This is a genomic window from Microcoleus sp. N9_B4 (assembly GCF_036701635.1).
Lineage (GTDB): Bacteria > Cyanobacteriota > Cyanobacteriia > Cyanobacteriales > Microcoleaceae > Microcoleus.
This window is the reverse complement of the sequence record NZ_JAUBRC010000023.1, coordinates 101,098-119,704: the sequence shown is the minus strand read 5'-3', so window position 1 is coordinate 119,704 and position 18,607 is coordinate 101,098. Positions and strand designations below refer to the sequence as shown.

Annotated in this window: 13 protein-coding genes; 7 read left to right on the top strand and 6 right to left on the bottom strand. The window is 44.6% G+C overall.

Annotated elements, in window-relative coordinates:
• Positions 1 to 596: hypothetical protein (locus QUA43_RS17080; RefSeq protein ID WP_333375399.1), on the top strand; the 596-nt coding region annotated here is incomplete at its 5' end.
• A 1,373-nt stretch (positions 597 to 1,969) separates the two neighbouring features.
• Here the strand turns inward: QUA43_RS17080 and QUA43_RS17075 are convergent.
• The gene (locus QUA43_RS17075) at positions 1,970 to 2,473 is read right to left on the bottom strand and encodes a DUF7733 domain-containing protein (protein WP_333375398.1); all 504 of its coding nucleotides are present in this window, start codon (positions 2,471 to 2,473) and stop codon (positions 1,970 to 1,972) included.
• 709 nt (positions 2,474 to 3,182) lie between these two features.
• On the opposite strand from QUA43_RS17075, the gene QUA43_RS17070 reads away from it, so the two are divergent.
• Both QUA43_RS17070 and QUA43_RS17065 read left to right on the top strand, forming a co-directional pair.
• Positions 3,183 to 5,828 (top strand): DEAD/DEAH box helicase, encoded by a 2,646-nt coding sequence (locus QUA43_RS17070; RefSeq protein WP_333375397.1) that lies wholly within the window; start codon positions 3,183 to 3,185, stop codon positions 5,826 to 5,828.
• A gap of 216 nt (positions 5,829 to 6,044) precedes the next feature.
• Positions 6,045 to 7,226: a hypothetical protein gene (locus QUA43_RS17065; protein WP_333375396.1), complete on the top strand. Its 1,182-nt coding sequence runs from the start codon at positions 6,045 to 6,047 to the stop codon at positions 7,224 to 7,226.
• Between the two features lie 7 nt (positions 7,227 to 7,233).
• Here the strand turns inward: QUA43_RS17065 and QUA43_RS17060 are convergent, their stop codons facing one another.
• The gene (locus tag QUA43_RS17060) at positions 7,234 to 8,235 is read right to left on the bottom strand and encodes a hypothetical protein (RefSeq protein WP_333373218.1); all 1,002 of its coding nucleotides are present in this window, start codon (positions 8,233 to 8,235) and stop codon (positions 7,234 to 7,236) included.
• 354 nt (positions 8,236 to 8,589) lie between these two features.
• Between QUA43_RS17060 and QUA43_RS17055 the strand changes: the two genes are divergently transcribed.
• The 3 genes from QUA43_RS17055 to QUA43_RS17045 all read left to right on the top strand — a co-directional run bounded on the left by QUA43_RS17055 (position 8,590) and on the right by QUA43_RS17045 (position 10,997).
• Entirely contained in the window at positions 8,590 to 9,021 is a 432-nt protein-coding gene (locus QUA43_RS17055; RefSeq protein WP_193975537.1) for a helix-turn-helix domain-containing protein, read from the top strand.
• Between the two features lie 299 nt (positions 9,022 to 9,320).
• Entirely contained in the window at positions 9,321 to 10,046 is a 726-nt protein-coding gene (locus QUA43_RS17050; RefSeq protein WP_333373221.1) for a hypothetical protein, read from the top strand.
• Between the two features lie 273 nt (positions 10,047 to 10,319).
• Positions 10,320 to 10,997 carry a response regulator transcription factor gene (locus QUA43_RS17045; protein ID WP_333232353.1) on the top strand — a complete coding sequence of 226 codons (678 nt, stop codon included), beginning with the start codon at positions 10,320 to 10,322 and terminating at the stop codon, positions 10,995 to 10,997.
• Between the two features lie 81 nt (positions 10,998 to 11,078).
• On the opposite strand, the gene QUA43_RS17040 is transcribed toward QUA43_RS17045, so the two are convergent.
• Both QUA43_RS17040 and QUA43_RS17035 read right to left on the bottom strand, forming a co-directional pair.
• Entirely contained in the window at positions 11,079 to 12,242 is a 1,164-nt protein-coding gene (locus QUA43_RS17040) for a hybrid sensor histidine kinase/response regulator (RefSeq protein ID WP_333373224.1), read from the bottom strand.
• Positions 12,239 to 14,173, bottom strand: coding sequence for a type IV secretion system DNA-binding domain-containing protein (locus tag QUA43_RS17035; RefSeq protein WP_333373227.1), 1,935 nt, complete (start codon positions 14,171 to 14,173; stop codon positions 12,239 to 12,241). Before QUA43_RS17035 ends, QUA43_RS17040 begins: the two co-directional genes overlap by 4 nt.
• An 83-nt stretch (positions 14,174 to 14,256) precedes the next feature.
• Between QUA43_RS17035 and QUA43_RS17030 the strand changes: the two genes are divergently transcribed.
• On the top strand, positions 14,257 to 15,321 hold the full coding sequence (locus QUA43_RS17030) for a DUF5895 domain-containing protein (RefSeq protein ID WP_333232359.1): 1,065 nt from the start codon (positions 14,257 to 14,259) through the stop codon (positions 15,319 to 15,321).
• Positions 15,322 to 15,324: 3 nt separating this feature from the next.
• On the opposite strand, the gene QUA43_RS17025 is transcribed toward QUA43_RS17030, so the two are convergent.
• Both QUA43_RS17025 and QUA43_RS17020 read right to left on the bottom strand, forming a co-directional pair.
• On the bottom strand, positions 15,325 to 15,960 hold the full coding sequence (locus tag QUA43_RS17025) for a hypothetical protein (protein WP_333232361.1): 636 nt from the start codon (positions 15,958 to 15,960) through the stop codon (positions 15,325 to 15,327).
• Between the two features lie 533 nt (positions 15,961 to 16,493).
• Positions 16,494 to 18,581 carry a hypothetical protein gene (locus QUA43_RS17020; protein WP_333373123.1) on the bottom strand — a complete coding sequence of 696 codons (2,088 nt, stop codon included), beginning with the start codon at positions 18,579 to 18,581 and terminating at the stop codon, positions 16,494 to 16,496.
• Positions 18,582 to 18,607: the final 26 nt, after the last annotated feature.

The following is an 18,607-nucleotide window of genomic DNA, read 5'->3' as shown; positions in this document are numbered from 1 at the left end:
CCCCCGGAGCCCCGCTGCCTGGAGTTTTCAATACTCCCTCGGATATCGATCTTTTAACCGGCGAACCTGTTGATAGTGACGATGTTCTAAGTGCGATCGACAGCGGTTCTAGCACTAGTCCATCAAGCACGACTACTGAGCCAATTAGTCAGCCAAACAGCACGACTACTGAACCAATTACTCAGTCAAACAGTACGATTACTGAACCAATTAGCCAGTCAAACAGTACAATTACCACTCTAGAAAGTGCCAGCCAGCCACTGTTGACAACAGCTACTAATCCAGCTATGTCAATACCAACGGCTGCCACATCTACCACCGATGACATCTTGCTAAATGGCGGTTCAATTTCAACCCTGAATAGCTTTAGTGGCATCGATGATGACATTCTCATCTACGACTCTAACAGCTTGTTAACATCTCTAACCAACGCTCAAAATCAGCCAATTATTCCTTTGCAAGCGACGAGTGTTGGTAGTGCGATCGCTCCTACTGCTAATCCTTCTGGTAATGAATCTGACCTCTTACTTAATGCGAATCCTAGTCCCATTCAGCTACCAACAAGTAGCGATTTAAGTGGCACTTCTACCTTGTAGTAATTGTAGATTTGGTTGAGGGCGATCGAATAGATAAAAACCTGGTTTCTTCAAGAAACCGGGTTTTTATTGGTTATTTTCAGTCTGCATTACTATAGCTATCTTCTAGAAGGGCCAGTCTAGTAACTTAGTGGTCTAACGGTATAGTTGAGCAGCAGCAGACAGCCTCAAACTTAGCACCAAGCTCTGTTGGCTGTCCGCTCCAACGCAGTGTTAGACTGCTGGTCTTCAGGCGGCGACAATCGCCCCAAAACCATTACAGGCTAATGTTTTCGCGCTTCAAACCCACGTCATAAAATAAAGCTTATTGACAAAATAATCTTTATACAGGAAAAAGCGCCTAGTTGTGATAAAAAGGAAAGGCCTCGCTAATACCACAAGACCAAAGTTATAATATGTTACCCTCATTATATCACAGTCTCCTCGAAAAATATCTCAACCCACAACAGTTATTGACTCTTCCAATGCTCGCACAAGTTGTTACAATCTCATGCGTCAAGTCAGAATAGAACGATTAGCTGCAACTCTGCCATTAACCATTTTACAAAACAGTCGCCGTCGTCACATACAACGTTTTTTATCAATTAAAGCGCTCAGCATACTTGTGACGCAGGTTCCCGATTATTAGAGAAGTCATATCTCGTCAAATCAAAGCGGGAACTCAATTAATTATTGCATTGGATAGAACACAGTGGAAAGAGTATAATGTTTTAATGGTAAGTGCAATTTATCAAAAAAGGACTTTCCCCATATTCTGGACACTGTTAGATAAACAAGGGGCTTCTAATTTAGCCGAACAACAACAGGTACTACGTCCGGTTATTCGATTGTTAAAGAAATATAAATTAGTGATAATGGGCGATCGGGAGTTTCATAGCATAGAGTTAGCACTTCGGGTTGCACCGTCAGCATCTCAGCTTTGTACTCCGTCAAAAAGGTAATACGACTTTTCCATAAAAAAGACAGCCATTTCAAGCACTAAGCAGCATTCTAGTTAAACCAGGCATTCATCTCTTCTATCCCCTAATTAATTTAACTCAAAACAAAGGTTTCTCTCGCTTTAACTTGGTTACTTCTTGCCCAAGGAAATATAAAGGTAAACAAGAAGAGGAACCTTGGTATCTGCTAACTAATCTCCCAGATTTAAAAAGTGCTAACAAGATTTACGGCTGGGGGGTGACAAAGAGGCTTAGGAAATAGACCGAATCAGCGTTGCAGCTTAAATTAATGGTTCAATAGTCTCCAACTTGTGAGCGAGTAGATTATCCATAACAACTACTGCGGCCTCCCCTAAGTTTGGCACTAAAAAATGTCCAAATCGATTTTTTGGGAATTTTGAAAACAAATCAACTTACTTGTTGTTATACAACGAGCTATAAAATCCTCAACCAGCCAACTACTAGAAGGAAGATTAAGTTTGCTGACCAAAACACCAGCATGAGCCACAGTAAGCAATACGCGATATAAAAGTTAACGTTACCATTTTGAGGGTTCACGGTTAAAAACTTTTGCTTTGCCACAGTTAGTTGCCAAATTCTAAATGTGGTGTAAATAGTGCCAATAATGAGTAACAGACTCGGAGAAAAAATGCGACTGCAAATTTGCTCGGTGACAATTTGAATTACCATAACTAACAAATAGCCTCCGAAAATAGTCCGCATGTTGGGGTTATGTATCCACACCAAAAATGCAATTACAGGCAACAGTAAGCCAATCACGATCGCAATTTGTATCCAAATCTTCACAAAACCCAGTTCCGCTTCGCTGTAGGCTATCTGAGTTTGAATCTGCAGGAGGTTGGCGGCCATCAGCCAACCGCTCAACAGAGTTAAAAGTGTTGCACCAATGATAAAAGAAAGTATTGTTTTCCAGTCCATAATAACTATTTGGCACGGGACAATATAGATGGAGTTTAACTAATCACGCTCACGCTTGGAGCCGGGCAATTTTTGAACTTTTAGCATTTTAAGAACGGCAAAAATTTTCTCTATTTATCTAAGATTTTACTGATAGCTGTCAGGACTTTTTGGGAAGTAGGTTGTTTTTTGTAAAATGCTCAAACGTAGTTGATGTAATTGCTTCGAGCGTTTGTACCGATACATAAATTACGTTATGATCTCCAAGGGCAAGGAACAGGTCGCCTAACTCTTTTGGGACAGTAATAGTTGCTCCCATCAATGCAAAGCGCTACTGGAGCGATTCAATTGCCACTTGCACCTATTCTATCGGGCAATCGAGCAATTGTGAAAGGACAGCAGTTATTTCCAAGAGCGTTAAATTTTCTGGTTCCATCAAATTACAAGTCCACTTACCTGGCCAACGATGGTCGAGTAGATATTTTGCTGCCTCATCGCCGATATCATCAGTGCTAATCCACGGAAGATCGTGGTCATTGGCATAGGGGAAGTATACGGTGCGATCGCGCAGTGAGCCAGAGACCTACCGTTTCCCTAGTTCCTGAACCCAAACCCATAATTGCCACCAAATTCAGTCCGACTCCCAGTTGGTTTTTTGGGATTTTCTTCTCTCGTTCTTTTTCCTACCTATCGGTAGTAAGAGAGAAAAGATTCATTCTTAGAGTGACCAATGCCTCCCAATTATATCAACCTTCTTTCCCAACTAATAGCAAGACATGATTTTCACCAAAATAACTTCCCAGAAGCAAGCCATTTGCAGCCAACTGCAACAGCCGATTTGTGTGAGTTTTTAGGCGAAGAGGTTATTTATCAGACAATCGCGACTGCTACAACTCCTAAGCTCTACAAAATTCCTCAAGACTTGCCGCCTTCAATAATTTCTGCTTTGCACAGCCAAGGCATTCAACAGCTTTATTCGCACCAAATTAAAACACTCAAAGCCGTGCGCCAGGGCAAAGATGTCATCCTCAGCACAGCAACAGCTTCTGGCAAATCTTTAAGTGCGTACTTGCCTATTTTAGAGGGCATTCTCCAACATCAAGTTACTGCACTCTCTATTTATGGCTTGAAAGCTTTAACAGCCGACCAAAGTCAAAAACTTGCCGATTTGCTCCAACTGATTCCTGAGCCTGCGCGCCCGCGCCTTGCCCTTCTAACTGGAGATACTCCTCCCCAAACCCGAGAACAATTATTAGCTGCAAATCCCAGCATAATCAGCGCCACACCAGAGTTAATTCACTATGCGCTGAAAGGCGTTCACTGGAGTCAGCCTTGGCAGCATTTTTTAAGTCGCCTCCGCTATATTGTCCTAGATGAAGCTCACACTTTTAACGGAGTTTACGGAGCTAACATGGCTAGCTTAATTCGCCGCTTAAAATTGGCAGTAGACGAGCGCGGGGGTTGTTCTCAAAAACTGCAATTCCTGATGTTGAGTGCTACCGCTGGCAATCCCGTTAAATTAGCCAAGTTACTATCTGGTAGAAGTCGAAAGCGAAATATCAATAAACCCGAGCGGTTAGTTTGGATTAACTCTAGCGGAGCTGCTGTCCCAGAACGGCAATTAATTGTTACTAAACCGACTCATGATGCTAATTCCGATGTGGCTCGTATCATTATGTTTTTGTTGCAGCAAGGGCAAAGCGGAATTTGCTTCGGTAACGGCAGACAAGCAATTAAGAACTTGTGGGCAACTTTTAAGCAAGAAGCTGTAACTCAAAATAACTCGGGAATTGAGTCGCAAGTAGCAATTTTCTACGGCAGCTTAACAAGCGAGCGCCGCATGGAAATTATTAACTCTTTGCAGTCAGGAACAGTTAAGTGTATCCTCAGCACTAGCGCTCTCGAAGCGGGTATTGATTTGCCTCAACTTGATTTTGCTATTATTAGGGGATGGCCGGGAAGCTTGCAAGCTTTCAGGCAGAGGGCTGGCCGGGCTGGTCGCGCAAACTCCGGTTTAATTGTTTTCATTCCCATTGCACAATCACCTTTGGATAACTATTTTGCCGAGCGCCCTGAATTGTTGCTGTCGGCCGAATCTGAATTGGTGAGCTTTAATGCCAATTATCCCATAGATATTGCCAAACATTTGATGTGCGCGGCTGTCGAAACAGGCATTCGGGCCAATAAGCTCAAGCACTACTTTGGCAAGAGCGCTCATATAATTGCAACGGCTTTAATTGAGCAAGGTGTTCTTCACAGAAGCCGGGATAAATTATGGGCTAAAGGCTTTCCGCATAAAGATGTAAACTTTCGAGGGGGAACGGGTGCTAGCACGATACAACTGGTGGATGCGGATACTCAAGAAGAGATTGAAGTCCTCAGTGCGGAGATTGCTTATCGAGAGGTATTTCCTGGTGCTATTTACCGCACGCAAAACTCAGACGGCTGTTTGGTGACTTATACTTCGCGCTCACTCTTGAATGGCAAAGCTATTTTGCAAAACATCCCTGAAACTCGACTGTTTACTGTAGCGATTAGCCACACTGATATCAGCCTCAAGCAGAATTTGAGTTTGCCTCAACAAATCCCGTTGATTATTCCAGAAGTTGAAGGAAATGTTCAAACCAATTCAACGGATAGTAATGCAATTCCAGCTCAAGCTATTCTGTTTCTTGCTTGGGGAGAAATTAGCCAACTCGTCACTGGTTATCAATTATTGACTCGCAATTACGAGTTAACTTGTCTCAATAGAAAGTGCGTCAATTACAGAGAGCCTTTATCAAAATGTACTGCCTGTCCTGTTTGTGGCAAGAGAACTCGCTCGGCTGAGCTAACATCGGTTCTTAATGAGGTAAACTTTGAGCAACCTTACGAAATTAAATTTGCGACTCCTGTACTGCAAATTAGTTTGAATTCCCCGGTTGAATGTTACCTGCAACACGTAGTAACAGCTACTCGCCAGGAATTGCTTCAATCTCAACAGCCGATTCCTCCCGGATATCAGCAGTTGTGGGAGTACCCCGCGAATTTGTTGGCTATTCACAGTTTCGGCCATCAAATTTTAGCGGCTTTACCTCTGACTATTTTGGCTTCACCTAATGATGTGAATTTTCTGGTAGAGAAGAGAGGTGCAAATGACTATGCAGGACTCTTTTACGATTTAGCAGAAGGAGGTTCGGGAACCTCGGAAGCTATTTTTCGTTCTCTCCCTCAATTAGCTCATGCGGCTGCTGAGTTAGCCCGCAGTTGTTCTTGCAGTTCTGGCTGTCCTAAATGTTTGATTCAGTCGGGATGCCCTGATGGTAACAAAGCTTTACTCAAGCAGGTGGGGCTGCTGCTATGCGAAGCATTTTCAACTCCTCAAATATCAAAATAATTGGTGGAATAGACGGCTGAGAAATGGGAATGGGGAGAGAGAAATAGGGAAAATGGGAGTGGGGAATAGAGTGTAGCTTTTTTCAAACAAAAAAGCTACGCTCTATTCCCAATTTGTTTTTACTGTTTTTATTAAACAAGACGCTGCTTGCATCAACATAAAATTGTGCGAACCGCTACTGCGGTTTTTAGGGGTGCATTTTTCAGACTTGTACTCATGAAAAACAAGCTTGTCTTGCCAATCATTGACTCCAAAATTAGAGAGTCAACGCTGTTACATTTCAGAAATCAACCCTATCAACAAAAGAAAAAGCAAGCTTTAATTCCCAACCTCAAACGAGATTTAAAGCCGGGCTGGCTTTTAACAATTCTCGCACAAATAGACCGATGTTTATGGGGAAGGTGGGATTATTGGGCTTTGTGTCAAGCTGTCCCCGCTCATGCCTGGATGCGGTGGAAGATGGAGCCAATGCTAGCCATTCTGGAGAACAGAAAACCAGAAATTTTACCCAAATTTGTAATTGAGGAAACTTTGCCAGCAGAACCGATTCCCCAAATCGAATGGCAGCATTCTCCTACCGCAGAAGCCATGTTAGATAATAGCCTCAATTGCATTCCTCAACATGGAGAATGGAAAACTTGGTCAGCTTGGGACTATTTGGAGTTTTTCTTGGACTGGGTTTTGTTCGCATTCGGACATCCAGCTTACAAGATTTTACCCAAAGAACCTGCCGGCTGTGAAGGTGCATCAATGCGTCTTTATCAGATGTTTGACCTGTCAATTCTCATGCTGTATCCTGAAGATTACATGGGCCGGCTGCTACCCCAAATTTGCGGAAAGACTGCTCAAAAAAGTTCAGGGTTTTATCCGACACCTTTAGCTTTGTGTCAGTTGATATCTAAGTTAGTCAGTGGTGATAAGACAGAGCGAATTTCCAGCTTCAATGAACCCGCTTGCGGTACGGGTGCTTTAATGTTAACACAGTCGAATTACTGTCTGAGCGGTATCGGTCAAGATATAGACCCTACTCTGTTAAAATGCGCTTTGTTTCAGTTTTATCTGTTTTCACCTTGGCTGGCTGTTCCGATTTGGTGGTTGGGTCAAACTGATTTGCTCCTTGGCAATACTTTAAGTAGCGATAGACCTCAATCAATAAACGCTGCTTACTGGTATAATGAGTGGTTTGAGCCTGTCGAATCTCAGGCTAAAAATGATACTGATTATCCAGTCGAACATGAAATAAGTTCAGGAGAAAGCTCAGAAGTTATTGACTTGAATGATCAGACATCAATTCACTCAAATCCAGTAGTTCAAGAAGTTGTTAAGGGCAAACGCCGACCCAGAAATACGACAACATCGCCTCATCAATTTACGCTGTTTAATTTAGACGAATTCTAGCCCAATACTACTTACCAACTGCTGCTTGAAGGATTTGTGCTGCCCAATCTACTACAGCCAGCCCTTGAGTTTTAGCCGCATCTTGCATCTGGGCTTGCAGGTGTATCGGGAGCTGTAGAGTTAAGGTAAAAGTATCTCGTTGGGCTCGTCTTGCCTTTTTGACTAACTCTGGCTCGATCCATCGATCGAGCCACAATTTACATTTAGATCCTCGTTCGTTACCATCTTTCTCAATAAAGCTTAGTTTGCCTAGCTTTTGACAATAAAAACTGTGAGGGTCGTCTTGAACAGGCTCAAAACTGCAATGATAGCAATTCCAGCAGCTTCGGCATGGAGTTTCTTTCTGACTGGATGTTGCTCCCAATTCCCCAGCATTCTTTTGAGTGGATGCTGAAATTTCACGGTTTGACGGATGATTGGCTGTTTGAGTTCGTTGGTTTTTGGAACTGTTCTCGTTGTTAGACTTATTCCTCGAAATTTTTTTCTGGTGTTCTTCAACAACTCGGGCAACGTGAAAAGCCGTAAGTTTGCCGTTCGGAGCAGTAGAAACCGCTTGAGCCCAAGCCCTAGGCTGCTCTTGGGAGGGTAGTGCTGTTAGAGGGCGAACTTGGCGCTCATTGGCGGGAAGGATTTGTGCGCCATGGCGCACATTTTCATAGACGGTTGCCGCTTCAATCAGTTGGTAAGCCCAGCGACGAGACATTTCCCATCGATTAGTGCAATAGTCTTCAAACGTCGAGAAGTCTTGTCGGTAGAGGCGGCGATCCCGGATCTGGCGCAAAGCTTGCCCTATTTCCCAGAAAGCTTTCAAGCTCCGTTCGACTTTCGCTTCCAAGCTGCTTAATTCTAATGCTTCAGCATCAGTGAGCGTACTGCTGTGGGCAGACAAATCTTTAGCGTCGGCTTTGTTTAGGTGGCAGTCCTGTGCAACTCTCGCAGTGAGTTCAGCGCTGCGAACAACAGAGAAGTTATGTGCATCAGAACCGCGAACTGTGTTGGAGGATGACATTGATGTTCCGTCCGTCTTGCGCGGTGCAAGATTAAGTATTGCATACTGCAAGGGTAGTTGCGTAATCGATTAAGGCTGTGATTGCTCAAATTTTGTAGAAAGGGCGTAAAATAGCGAAAAAGTATCGGCTTCAACGCAGCAGAAAGTAAAATAGTGTACGGTAAAAGCGTTAGTTGACATCCTCCGGGTGCGTTCGTGCGCGGGGATTCCCAAGACCACTCTTTGGGCTTCCTCTTTCCACTACTCGGCTTACACTCGGAGGAGTATCCTCAGCCAAACTCTTGTCGGTGTCTCGCAAGGGCGTTAGTTCCCGTGTGCCCCAGGACTTTAAACCTAAATTTTCGGTAAGCAATTGTGACTGTTAGCTCTGTATCTTCTCTTATACTCGATCGCCAAAAGCGGCTGACTCAGTTGATCGAGCTGCTGCTGAAAGAAGGCTGGACTCAAAGCGCTTTAGCGTCCGCTATCGGAGTAGATTTTTCAACCGTATATCGGTGGTTAAAAGGAAAAACGATACCCGAATCCGATTCTAAGAACTTTCGGCAACTGGCAAAGTTAAGCGGTGGCAGTACCAAGACTCTGCAACTTTATTTGGATGGAGAAATATCCTTATCAGTTTATCAACGCGGTTTGGATGAGGTGGCGATCGGTCAGGTGAGTGGCAGCAAGAGGATAGGCTCTGAAAAAATTAAAAAAGAAGTTTTAGCAAAGATTTATTCCCTCGATCCAGATGATATTGCCGATATCATTTCTTCATCAGTAGCATTTTTAGCCAAACTTGTATAGTTGGTAACAAGCAGCCTGCACCCTTACGGTTTTCAGTTGAGAAGCCGGAAAAATCACTGTCTCATTCCCCACTCCCCCCAATGGGTGACAACTTAAGTTAAGGAAGCATTTGTCAATCAGCAATTACGATCAGAATTGACTCGGATTTTGGCTATAAAACTCAAATCGGAGCGATCGAGGAATTGTTAAGTATCCGAATCCTGACTCCTGACTCCAACGATCGGTCTTAAATTGTCAGCAATGACTCTCCCTGACTTCTGGCGATCGCCGCTATTGCTCAGTCTTTTATGCTCTGAGCAATGTACCTCCTTACTCTATCCGACCTCAATCAAACTATTCATACTAGCCCACTACAAGAGCCACCTCTTGTTCCTTCCTATCTGCAAGAACGCTTGCAACTGCTTGTCAAGCAAATTTTAATGGGATTACCTGTCGAGCCAATTCTCAACAGTCACCCCCAGTTCCAGCAGTGGGTTTTCCAGCTCAAAGAACTATCGCCATCACTGTTTTTACCGCAGCGAAAACTGTTTGTTGACATTCCAATTCAAACAAAACTAGACCGAACAAAAAGGGGAGTGACAAAAGAAAATTCTTCCCCTTCTCCTCCATTAAAAGTGATACAAGTCCGTACAAATGTGGGTTTAGTCAAAGGGACGCCCAAACTATTTGAGTGGGCGATTCGCCATCCTGTACTGACTTGGCAAGACCGAGTTAAGTTATGGGTAGCTGCCGAATTCTTCGAGATCGAGCCTCACAAGCTACAACTGATTATTTTGGCACTGCACCCGACTCAACCAGCAGAAAAAGTTCTGTTTGCCTGGGACAGCAAGCAACACCGACACACTCAAAATTGGCTTTTGACTACCATTGAACGAGAGAGAAAACAAACAGTTATCAAGCTCAATGGTCATCTAACACCTCAACCGAAGAAAGTAGCAACAGCTATCAATTTGGATGAAGTCAATTTGGATGAAGTCAATTTGGATGAAATCAATTTGGATGAAGTCAACGAAGTGTCGATATAATCTGTTCAGACTGTGTATAGCTCTTCTGGATTTGTGGTGGGAACGGTAGTGTGAGCCTCTCGCGCGGGCTTTTCGGGCCGCATCACTAGAATTTTTCTGATCACCTAAAACTCGGGAGAATCGACTTTATTACCATCCTCCTATCGAGAGACATCCACCTTCCGACGAAATTGCCCAAAAATCAATACTTTTCTTCTCTCCATAGGAGGATGACACTCTTTAATATGAGGAAAAACAATAGACTATGGATAAAATGTAGTAGGAATCTTAGCCGTGACTGCAACTACCGCCACCCAACCAAAAACAAGCCAACTAAAAACCATCCTGATAGTTGAAGATGACCCGATGATGCAGCTCGGTCTACAGCATATCCTCAATAACCAACCCCATTTAACAGTTGTCGCACAAGCTGTTAACGGCAACGAAGCCGTCAGTGCTGCACTGCAACACCAACCAGACATCGCCCTGATGGACATTGACTTACCCGGAATCGACGGTATTGCAGCCGCGCAGCAAATCAGAGCCGCACTGCCGCATACTCGCATCCTGATGCTCACCCACCACAGCAATCCAACTCAGGTAATGGCGGCTTTGTCAAGCGGCGCTCACGGCTACTGCGTTAAAGGCACTAACGCAGAACAACTTCTAGCAGCGATTACGACTGTGCAAGAAGGTGGCAGTTACCTAGACCCTAAGATTGCCGACTGCGTGCTACAAAATCTCAAAACGCCACTGCCCGAAAGCTATGCGAATGACGACATCAAGCTGACAGAACGGGAAATGCAGGTTTTGCAGCAGCTAGTTGAGGGTAAAAGCAATAAACAAATCGCTGCTCAACTAGGAATGAGCGTCCACACCGCCAAAGGTCATGTAGAGATGATTATAGCTAAATTTGAAGCGAGCGATCGCACCCAGGCTGCCGTTAAAGCACTGCGTTTGGGGCTGGTTTAGCCGTTGGAATGCAGCTTCTAATTGTTCTAAAATAAGTGGTTTTTGAGGCGTAGCTATCGCGTAGCAAATTATAACAGCTTGTCAATCTTCAAACTTTGGCAATGTCAACCAAAACCTCGCTCCTTTTCCCAATTCGCTATCAACGCCAATATCTCCGCCGTGAGCCTCAACAATTTGCCTGCAAATGTAAAGTCCCAATCCCAATCCTTGCCTTAAACTAACTCCAACTCCCCTCGTATAAGGCTCGAATAATCTTGCACATTGCTGAGGAGAAATTCCGGCCCCATTGTCTGCAACCGTACAGCGAACCATCTCACCTTCCTTTTGAGCTTCTACAGTCAAAATAAACCCAGACTGATTGTATTTAACAGCATTGTCGATCAGATTGCCAAACACCCGCCATAGCTGCTGGGCATCAGCATTGACTAAAGGCAAATCTGCTGCAAAACGCTGCTTAACCTTGACTCGATGCTGGTTGAGAATTGGTAATCTTTCAATAAGAATATTTTGGACTAAAGCAGGCAGCGACAGCGGCTTCATGGCTAAAGAAGCACTTTTTACATCAAACTGTTGTGTTGCTGTTAGTGACTCAATCAACTGGAGTTGGCGCGAACAACTTTGCACCATAACCTCCATAGTCCGCCTATCAATAGCAATGTTACTGCCAGCATCATTGAGGCGACTTCGCAGCAGCAGCGACATTCCTGATAGAGGCGATCGCAAATCGTGAGAAACAGCGTGCAACAGCATTCTTAAATTGGCTTCTGCTTGCTGTCTTTCTTGAATTTCCTGGCTGAGCTGAACATTTTGTGTAGCCAATTGCACGTTAGCGCAGCGAAGTTGCTGCTGCAAGCGCTGCATTTTAAGTTGGGCAGATACCCGCGCTAACACTTCAACAGGCTCAAAAGGTTTTATAATGTAGTCAGCACCGCCCGCCTCAAACCCTTTTACTTTGTCAAATACGTCATCTAAAGCGCTGATGAAAATTATAGGGATATCACAAGTAGCTTCAGATGCTTTAAGTTGACGACAGACTTCATAACCATCCATACCGGGCATTTTTATGTCTAGCAAAATCAAGTCGGGCGCTTGCAACTCTACTGCTTTTAAAGCTCGCTGTCCACTAATCAACTTCCTGACTTTGTAACCGTTTTCAATTAGCAATTGAGAAAGTAGTTGAATGTTAGCGGGAATATCGTCAACAATCAAAATGTCAGCCAAAAATTGTTTAGTTTGCTCCATCATCTATCGCCACCAAAGGACAGAGTTTTGAGTTTTTTCCGAATATTGCCAACTGCTATTTTCCCAGCCGCGCTGTTCGCACCACCAGCATTAACAGGCGACTTAACATCAGCCACAGTCACGGGTTCTTCTGGATCGTTCGGATGTGGCAGCAATTGGTAAGCGAATCGAATCCGCTGATCCAGCTCTTCATCTATATTGAGCAGTTTACCCGTCTGCTGCTCTACTGACAAAGCTTTCGCCCGCCTTTCAAGCTGCGGTCTGATGCTGCTGTCCCACAGTTGTTCAGACTCTTTAGCTCGCTTTATGTCGCCGGGCCGCACCGGAATCTTGAGAGGGTAGGGAAATAAAGCTTCCGTCCCCGTTGCGTAGGCCGGTGAAGTGATGACGCACTTGCCTTGAGGAAACCTCAGAATTTCGTCAGGACTAATCAGCGGTTTCTTTTGCAACTGTTCGCTCCAGTTGACAGAACGGCTCGTTTGCTGCCCCGTCGAGCTGCCGGTTGATCGATTTTTTACCAGCACTTCCACTTCCCCGTACCGCTTAGAATATTTCTCGGCTGTCTCAAAATCGCCGGGGTTGAAGAGGACATGAGTTGACAGAGCACTGGCGATCGCAGCCCCTTTTTTATCCCCATAGAGATTATAGAGTTGATTGAGTGATTGAATGCCAACAATCGGTACGCCGCCAGCAGAACGATATTCGTTAGCCCACTGATCCATTCTGTCGAACTTGAGAGATGGAAACTCGTCTAAGCAGTACAAAAATGGGTCAGAACGTACCCGACTCAAATTAGACACCACACATAAGTGAATAGCAGCAGCTAACAGCGGCCCCACTACAGTGCGTCTTTGGTCATCTAATTTGAAAATAATGCACTTTTTCCCTTCTAAAGCAATTGGAATGGTGCTGCGACCAATAAATGCCCGCAGCAAATCTTTTTGAATGAAACTGGAGTAGGTTGCCTCTGCGGTTGCCTTGATGCCCGCCACGGTTTTTTCAGCATCTTTTGAACTTAATAACTGCGAAAAACTAGAGGCAATCCACCTGTCCATTTTGAGGGGATGACCGTCGGGTCGGTGAACGGCGTGGTCGATGCGCTTGACCAAATCAGGCAGTTGAATAATTGCGTACACAAAAGCTAAATCCGGGTAAGGACTGCTTTTTGCCAACTGCACTAAACCCTTCGCCATCAACTCGCCTGCTTTCTCAAAAAACTCATTGCCTTTACTCTCCCCCGGACTAGCATTTCGAGCAATAACTTGTCCAATTTCTGCGGCCATTACTGCATCTTGTGCATCTCTCATAAAATCCAGAGGATTGATAGTGCCGCTGTAAGCTTCCCCTGGCGCAAACACTTGCACATCGTAGCCATAGCGCACTGCAAGGGGTGTAAGCACTTTCATCTGGTCTCCTTTTTTGTCGTAAATAATGGCAGGAAAACCTTGCTGGAATGCACTTTCAACCATCCGGTCAATGACGCTGAATGTTTTGCCAGAACCCGGAGCACCAATGACTAAAGTTCCGCGTTCTGCGTGGGGAAACCAAACCGTCGGATTTGCACCTAGCAGCGTTTGCAATCGAGCACTCAATCCCTGACAACCTTTAAACCAATAACTCGGCGTACCGCTCCACAAAGTAACGGGCTGCCGTTTTTTTTCTTTCATTTGCTTGAGGGCAGAGCCTGTGGCTGCCAATTTTTCAGCCGTCCCGCACAGCCGCCCGGAGGTAATTTTACCCTTCCCGTTTCCCACTAATTTGGAAGCAATAAGTAAGCCTGCCATTAGCCCTAACATTGCCAGTCCCTCTGGCTTCATAAACTGACCCAACAACCCGCCAAAATCTATGCTAGTTAACGAACGTTTAGGAGCTTGAACTGCCACTGGTACCAAGGTAGCTTTGTTAATTTTAGGCAGAAATTGCAAATTGTTCATTTTTTTTAGCTCTTAAAAAAACTAAATGTTTCAGATAGCGGCTATCGCCTCAAGGGGGAGATTATTACAAAAATAGGTAAACAATGGTAAGAAGCAATAACGCGAAATCTCCCAGTAAGACAGTACAGAATTCTAGTGGAAAGTCCAACACGCAAAAGAACAAGAGTGCTGATTATTACGAGATAGATCCGGAGCTATTCAACAGTGAATACAACCAAACTCGCAAGCCCTCTTTGCCCTATGGAATCGTGATTAACGATAACCCAGCAGGTATTTTGCTCTCGAACGACCAGCTTGTCAAAGCGGAATGGCACGTAATGCCTAATGTTGAGGAATTGACAACGGTCGAACTAAGCGAAGAAGTGACCGGCTTACTGCTCCCAAAAGCGAGAATGTTGGTATTAGCTTGTGTGCCTGAGTACATCCGCTACAAAGATATTGAAGAAAATGGAGAATTAGCAGGTAGTTTTATTGGGCTTTACGACGAATATCGCGATTCCCTCGATAAAAAGACGCAGGAAGTGTGTTCCGAACACGCTCTCATCTTTCTAAATCCCAAAAACCAACCCCTGCATCAGGTACCGATTGTCGTCCGCTTCAAGAATGTAGCCCTCTGGAGCTTTAAGAGCGCTAGAGAAGAATTTTACCGCAATTTGGAACGGGCATTTGCTGATTGCTTTGGGAGAGATTACAGCGGTAAAAATGACAAGTGGCGCTCTTTGGGAGTGTTGAATGTCGAATTTAGAGCTATCAAAGAAGGGGAAGGCAAAAATAAATCGTTTTGCTGCAAAACTTACAGCATTACTCAGCCAACTGATGCTAATTTTCACAAGCTATTTCTCGGTCAAAAACCACAAAAGAAATTGATTTGGGGACTGCACAATAACATTGCTGGTTTCATTGAGGCTAGCGATGCCGGGTTGCCAGCTATAGCTGCTGGTGCGGAACCTGAAGTCCAGGCATTGCCAGAAAGCGTAACTAACCGCAAAAATCGAGGTAAATTGTCACCCCCTCGCAAAATTGCACAAGTTGAAGGAGGAACCGACTCAGAATTAGAGGAATTAGATGAATTTTCCGAGGCTGCTGAGGTTGAAGTTGAGGTTGATTCAGAAGAAGATTTTGACTTCGATGAACCCGCAGACTACTAAACACTAACTACTGAAAAGCTGGCTGTCAGCAAGTTGATAGGTAAGGCCGTCGTAGCAAAATTGAAGCTGGCGGCGGCCTTTTTTGGAAAGCTGATTCACTCCTAGACAAGGCAAACCGTCGTGCGAAGAACTGTCAGCCTTAAACAAAGGAGTTTTTTGCGGTTTATGGGGGTCGAGATAAGCTGCAAATACTTCTGTTGGCATTTGACTTGAATCATTAGGAATTAAGTAGCCAACATAAAGGCAGCCTTTTGTACCGCACAGAGTGGAATTATTGAAATCATAAAGGTTCAGCCGTCCTACCGAGCCATTAACTTGCCACACTCGCATTCTCTTAATTGCTTCCGCCGCTGCACTTTGCCCAGCCGCTACTTTGAGTTCTGGAAGGCTGCTGTGTTCCTTTACAATTAGGGTTAAAGTTTCTTTTGGAGTGACTCGCAAAGCTTGTTGCCAAGAAGCTGGTGCGGTTGTTGCTGAACTAGAATTCGTGCAAGCAACTGTCCCCAATAATAGCGACAGGGCGGTAAAAACTGTCAAACCAATGCGAAACCAGTAACCAAGTTGATTTAACCAAACCGGGGGGTTGACAATCTTTTGGGTGCCTGCTGTTTGTTGTTTAACTCTCTTTTGTTTAACCATTTGTTAGTCCAACCCTACAAAATAAAAGAAAAAAAAGGACAATAAAGCAGAAAAAAAAGACAATAAGAGAGAGAGTCTTTTGTTGAAGTAAGCTGTTGTATGTCTAAATCTTACCGTCAATTTTTATGACTGACTTCGGGGAATACAAAACGACTCTACAATTTATATCGTGCACAGCTTAGGGACAAGTCATATCTAATCCGTTGACATCGGAATTATTATCTCTCTCTTCTCTTTCTCTGTGTCCTCTGTGCCCTCTGTGGTTTAATCATTCGGGAGCATCTCAATGAAAGCAGCCCAGCCCAAAATTGGAGTTAGGAGCCAGGAGCCAGGAGTCAGGAGGAAAGAGTCCGAAAGAAGAAGGAAGAAGAAGTGTTTTTACCAATATGAGATGCTCCCAATCATTCCGATACAACCGGAATTGATATCAGTGCTATAAAATCACTGCTTTCAGCAATTAAAAACGTCCTGATTACGGAGAAGGTTGTTAGAGTTGTTAATACCTTGCTTTTCCACCTCCTCTTTCCTCTGGTTCAATGGGAGAGCGCAGCCGTGCCAAGAGTAACTGCTATCCCCAAACCGATTAGTATCAAAAAAGTTTGCTGCTTTCGCTTATGAAAAAGTCGAATTAAAAACCACAATCCTACCAAAAAAGAGCTGAGGAAGGGCGCAACCTTAATACTCCAACTAGCATTTAAAGTAATGCCGGAGCCGACCGAGTTGCTGATGCCATTGCTGTCACCAGAATTAGCTTGGCAATTGTCGCTGGTATTGTGGTTATAAAGCTCTCGAACTTTTTCCCCGTACTGTTTGAGAGAGTAGCCGCCTAAAATGTTGGAATAGCTGGCATCAATTTTACTGCCAGAACCCCCAAAGTGTTTTTGCGCTACTCGCTCAATTAAGCGATCGCCCTTGAACACCTGCCCAGTTTTAGGGTCAATTTCCTGTTGGCTGCGGACTAAGTTCTCAGCTAGAGAATTTTGCAAGACTTTATCCTGAACAGCAGGAGGAAAATATTGGAAGAGTTCCTCTCTTGTAGGTTTTTGGCCTTTGTTGACGTTTAGGATAAAGTTAGGCCCCCCTGGAATTGAGCTGACAGCACGCTGCACGTCTTCCCGGTAACTCATCAACTGATAGCGACCGATCGCCCGCCCGCAGTTGCGAGATCCTTCAGTACAAACCATCTCGCCAATGGCTTCGTAGTCGGCACTGGCTGCACTTTCCACATAGGCGATTCCTTCAGAAAGCTTCGCTAACGCCTCCCCTAATGAAGCCACATCCACACCGCTAACGTAAGTCGCGGGGCGCGCGCACTCTCGCTTCGATTCAGGTACAGGCTGAGTTGGTAAAGCGTTTTTTTTAGCTTGATTGGAACTCAGTGGCTTTGAAGGTTTTGTTTCGGATGCGACGCCTTTAGAACGCGAAATACTGTTAGAAGAACCGCCCTCCAATCGACCGACAAACATAGGCGAATTAACGCTGTAACTGAGAAACGGAACCGGACCAATAATGTAAGGTGATTTGCCGCAGGGCAAACTAAACCTGAAGTACAGAGCCGTGTCAACAGTATCGCTGGTTTCTGACGGTTCCATTACCACTACTTTAAACACTTGCCCAAAAGGATGCCGGCCCGTCGGTTCCCAACCGGTCAAACAGCCAGAACCGCCTCGCACTTCCTGGTATTTGCCGCTAATCCACTGCTTGCCTTCTAGCGGCCCTGTGGCGCGGCGACCGGCGTTTTCCATATCGTCGAGTTCGATATAAGCGCAATCTTTCTCGCAAGCTACCGCAAATCCTTCTACATCAGAACCGGAAATTGTGTTATTGCGCTTGCTCTCGTACCGACTGTAAATCATGTCAATTCGCATAACTGCGCTGCCAATAGACGCAATAGGAACCGGAAAGCTAGAAAGCGGGACTTGACTCAGCAGCGGAATATTGCTGATGAGTTCCTCTGACCAGCCAGAGAACTGTTCTAAATTTACGCTATTAAGGTTGGGGATTTGGGCGATCGCAAACTCAGATAGGTCAATTTGGTTGAGTTTTGCCTGCGCTAGTTGCGGTACTTGTTTTACAGCTTGACCAATTGGTAATTGGTTGATGTTAGGGTTCACTCCGGCTATTTGAGAAGATAAAGAAGCAATTGGAGGAACATCGCTCAATTGAAATTGACCCAGATTCGGAACAATTTCAACCAAGTGACCGACAGTTTGCTTACCAGCTAAGGGAAATGCTGACAAGCTGATATTTTCTAAATTGATATCCCCTAGTGCCAATTGTTCAATTGCTTGCAAAGACAGAATTTCAGGTTTTACATCGTTGATGTCCCCCAGCTTCAAGATGTTGTCAACAGAAGTGCCGGCTTGCCAGCTTCGACCGCCTGAACTTCCAGAACTAGCAACGGCGGGCAGGGAACTAAAGGTAATCTGGTTCCAATCTGGCAGCAAAACTCTAGATTGTTCTTTTTCCCAAATTTTAGTAGGTAAGGAACTAGCGCTAGCAATTGATGGGAAGCTGAAGAAAGTAATGCAGATGAAAGCAAAAATTAGGCAGAGTGTACTGGCAGCTATTAAAGCAGATCCTACCTGGCTGAATTTTATTAACTGCTTTGGACTGTTCATGGGAATCCTATTGATGTTAACTCAAA

What these genes read in the sequence shown, in the direction of transcription:
- QUA43_RS17025 (WP_333232361.1), bottom strand. Translation starts at nt 15,960, where the DNA reads ATGGTTAAACAAAAGAGAGTTAAACAACAAACAGCAGGCACCCAAAAG.
- QUA43_RS17065 (WP_333375396.1), top strand. Translation starts at nt 6,045, where the DNA reads ATGAAAAACAAGCTTGTCTTGCCAATCATTGACTCCAAAATTAGAGAG.
- QUA43_RS17075 (WP_333375398.1), bottom strand. Translation starts at nt 2,473, where the DNA reads ATGGACTGGAAAACAATACTTTCTTTTATCATTGGTGCAACACTTTTA.
- QUA43_RS17020 (WP_333373123.1), bottom strand. Translation starts at nt 18,581, where the DNA reads ATGAACAGTCCAAAGCAGTTAATAAAATTCAGCCAGGTAGGATCTGCT.
- QUA43_RS17050 (WP_333373221.1), top strand. Translation starts at nt 9,321, where the DNA reads ATGTACCTCCTTACTCTATCCGACCTCAATCAAACTATTCATACTAGC.
- QUA43_RS17040 (WP_333373224.1), bottom strand. Translation starts at nt 12,242, where the DNA reads ATGATGGAGCAAACTAAACAATTTTTGGCTGACATTTTGATTGTTGAC.
- QUA43_RS17060 (WP_333373218.1), bottom strand. Translation starts at nt 8,235, where the DNA reads ATGTCATCCTCCAACACAGTTCGCGGTTCTGATGCACATAACTTCTCT.
- QUA43_RS17070 (WP_333375397.1), top strand. Translation starts at nt 3,183, where the DNA reads ATGCCTCCCAATTATATCAACCTTCTTTCCCAACTAATAGCAAGACAT.
- QUA43_RS17030 (WP_333232359.1), top strand. Translation starts at nt 14,257, where the DNA reads ATGGTAAGAAGCAATAACGCGAAATCTCCCAGTAAGACAGTACAGAAT.
- QUA43_RS17035 (WP_333373227.1), bottom strand. Translation starts at nt 14,173, where the DNA reads ATGAACAATTTGCAATTTCTGCCTAAAATTAACAAAGCTACCTTGGTA.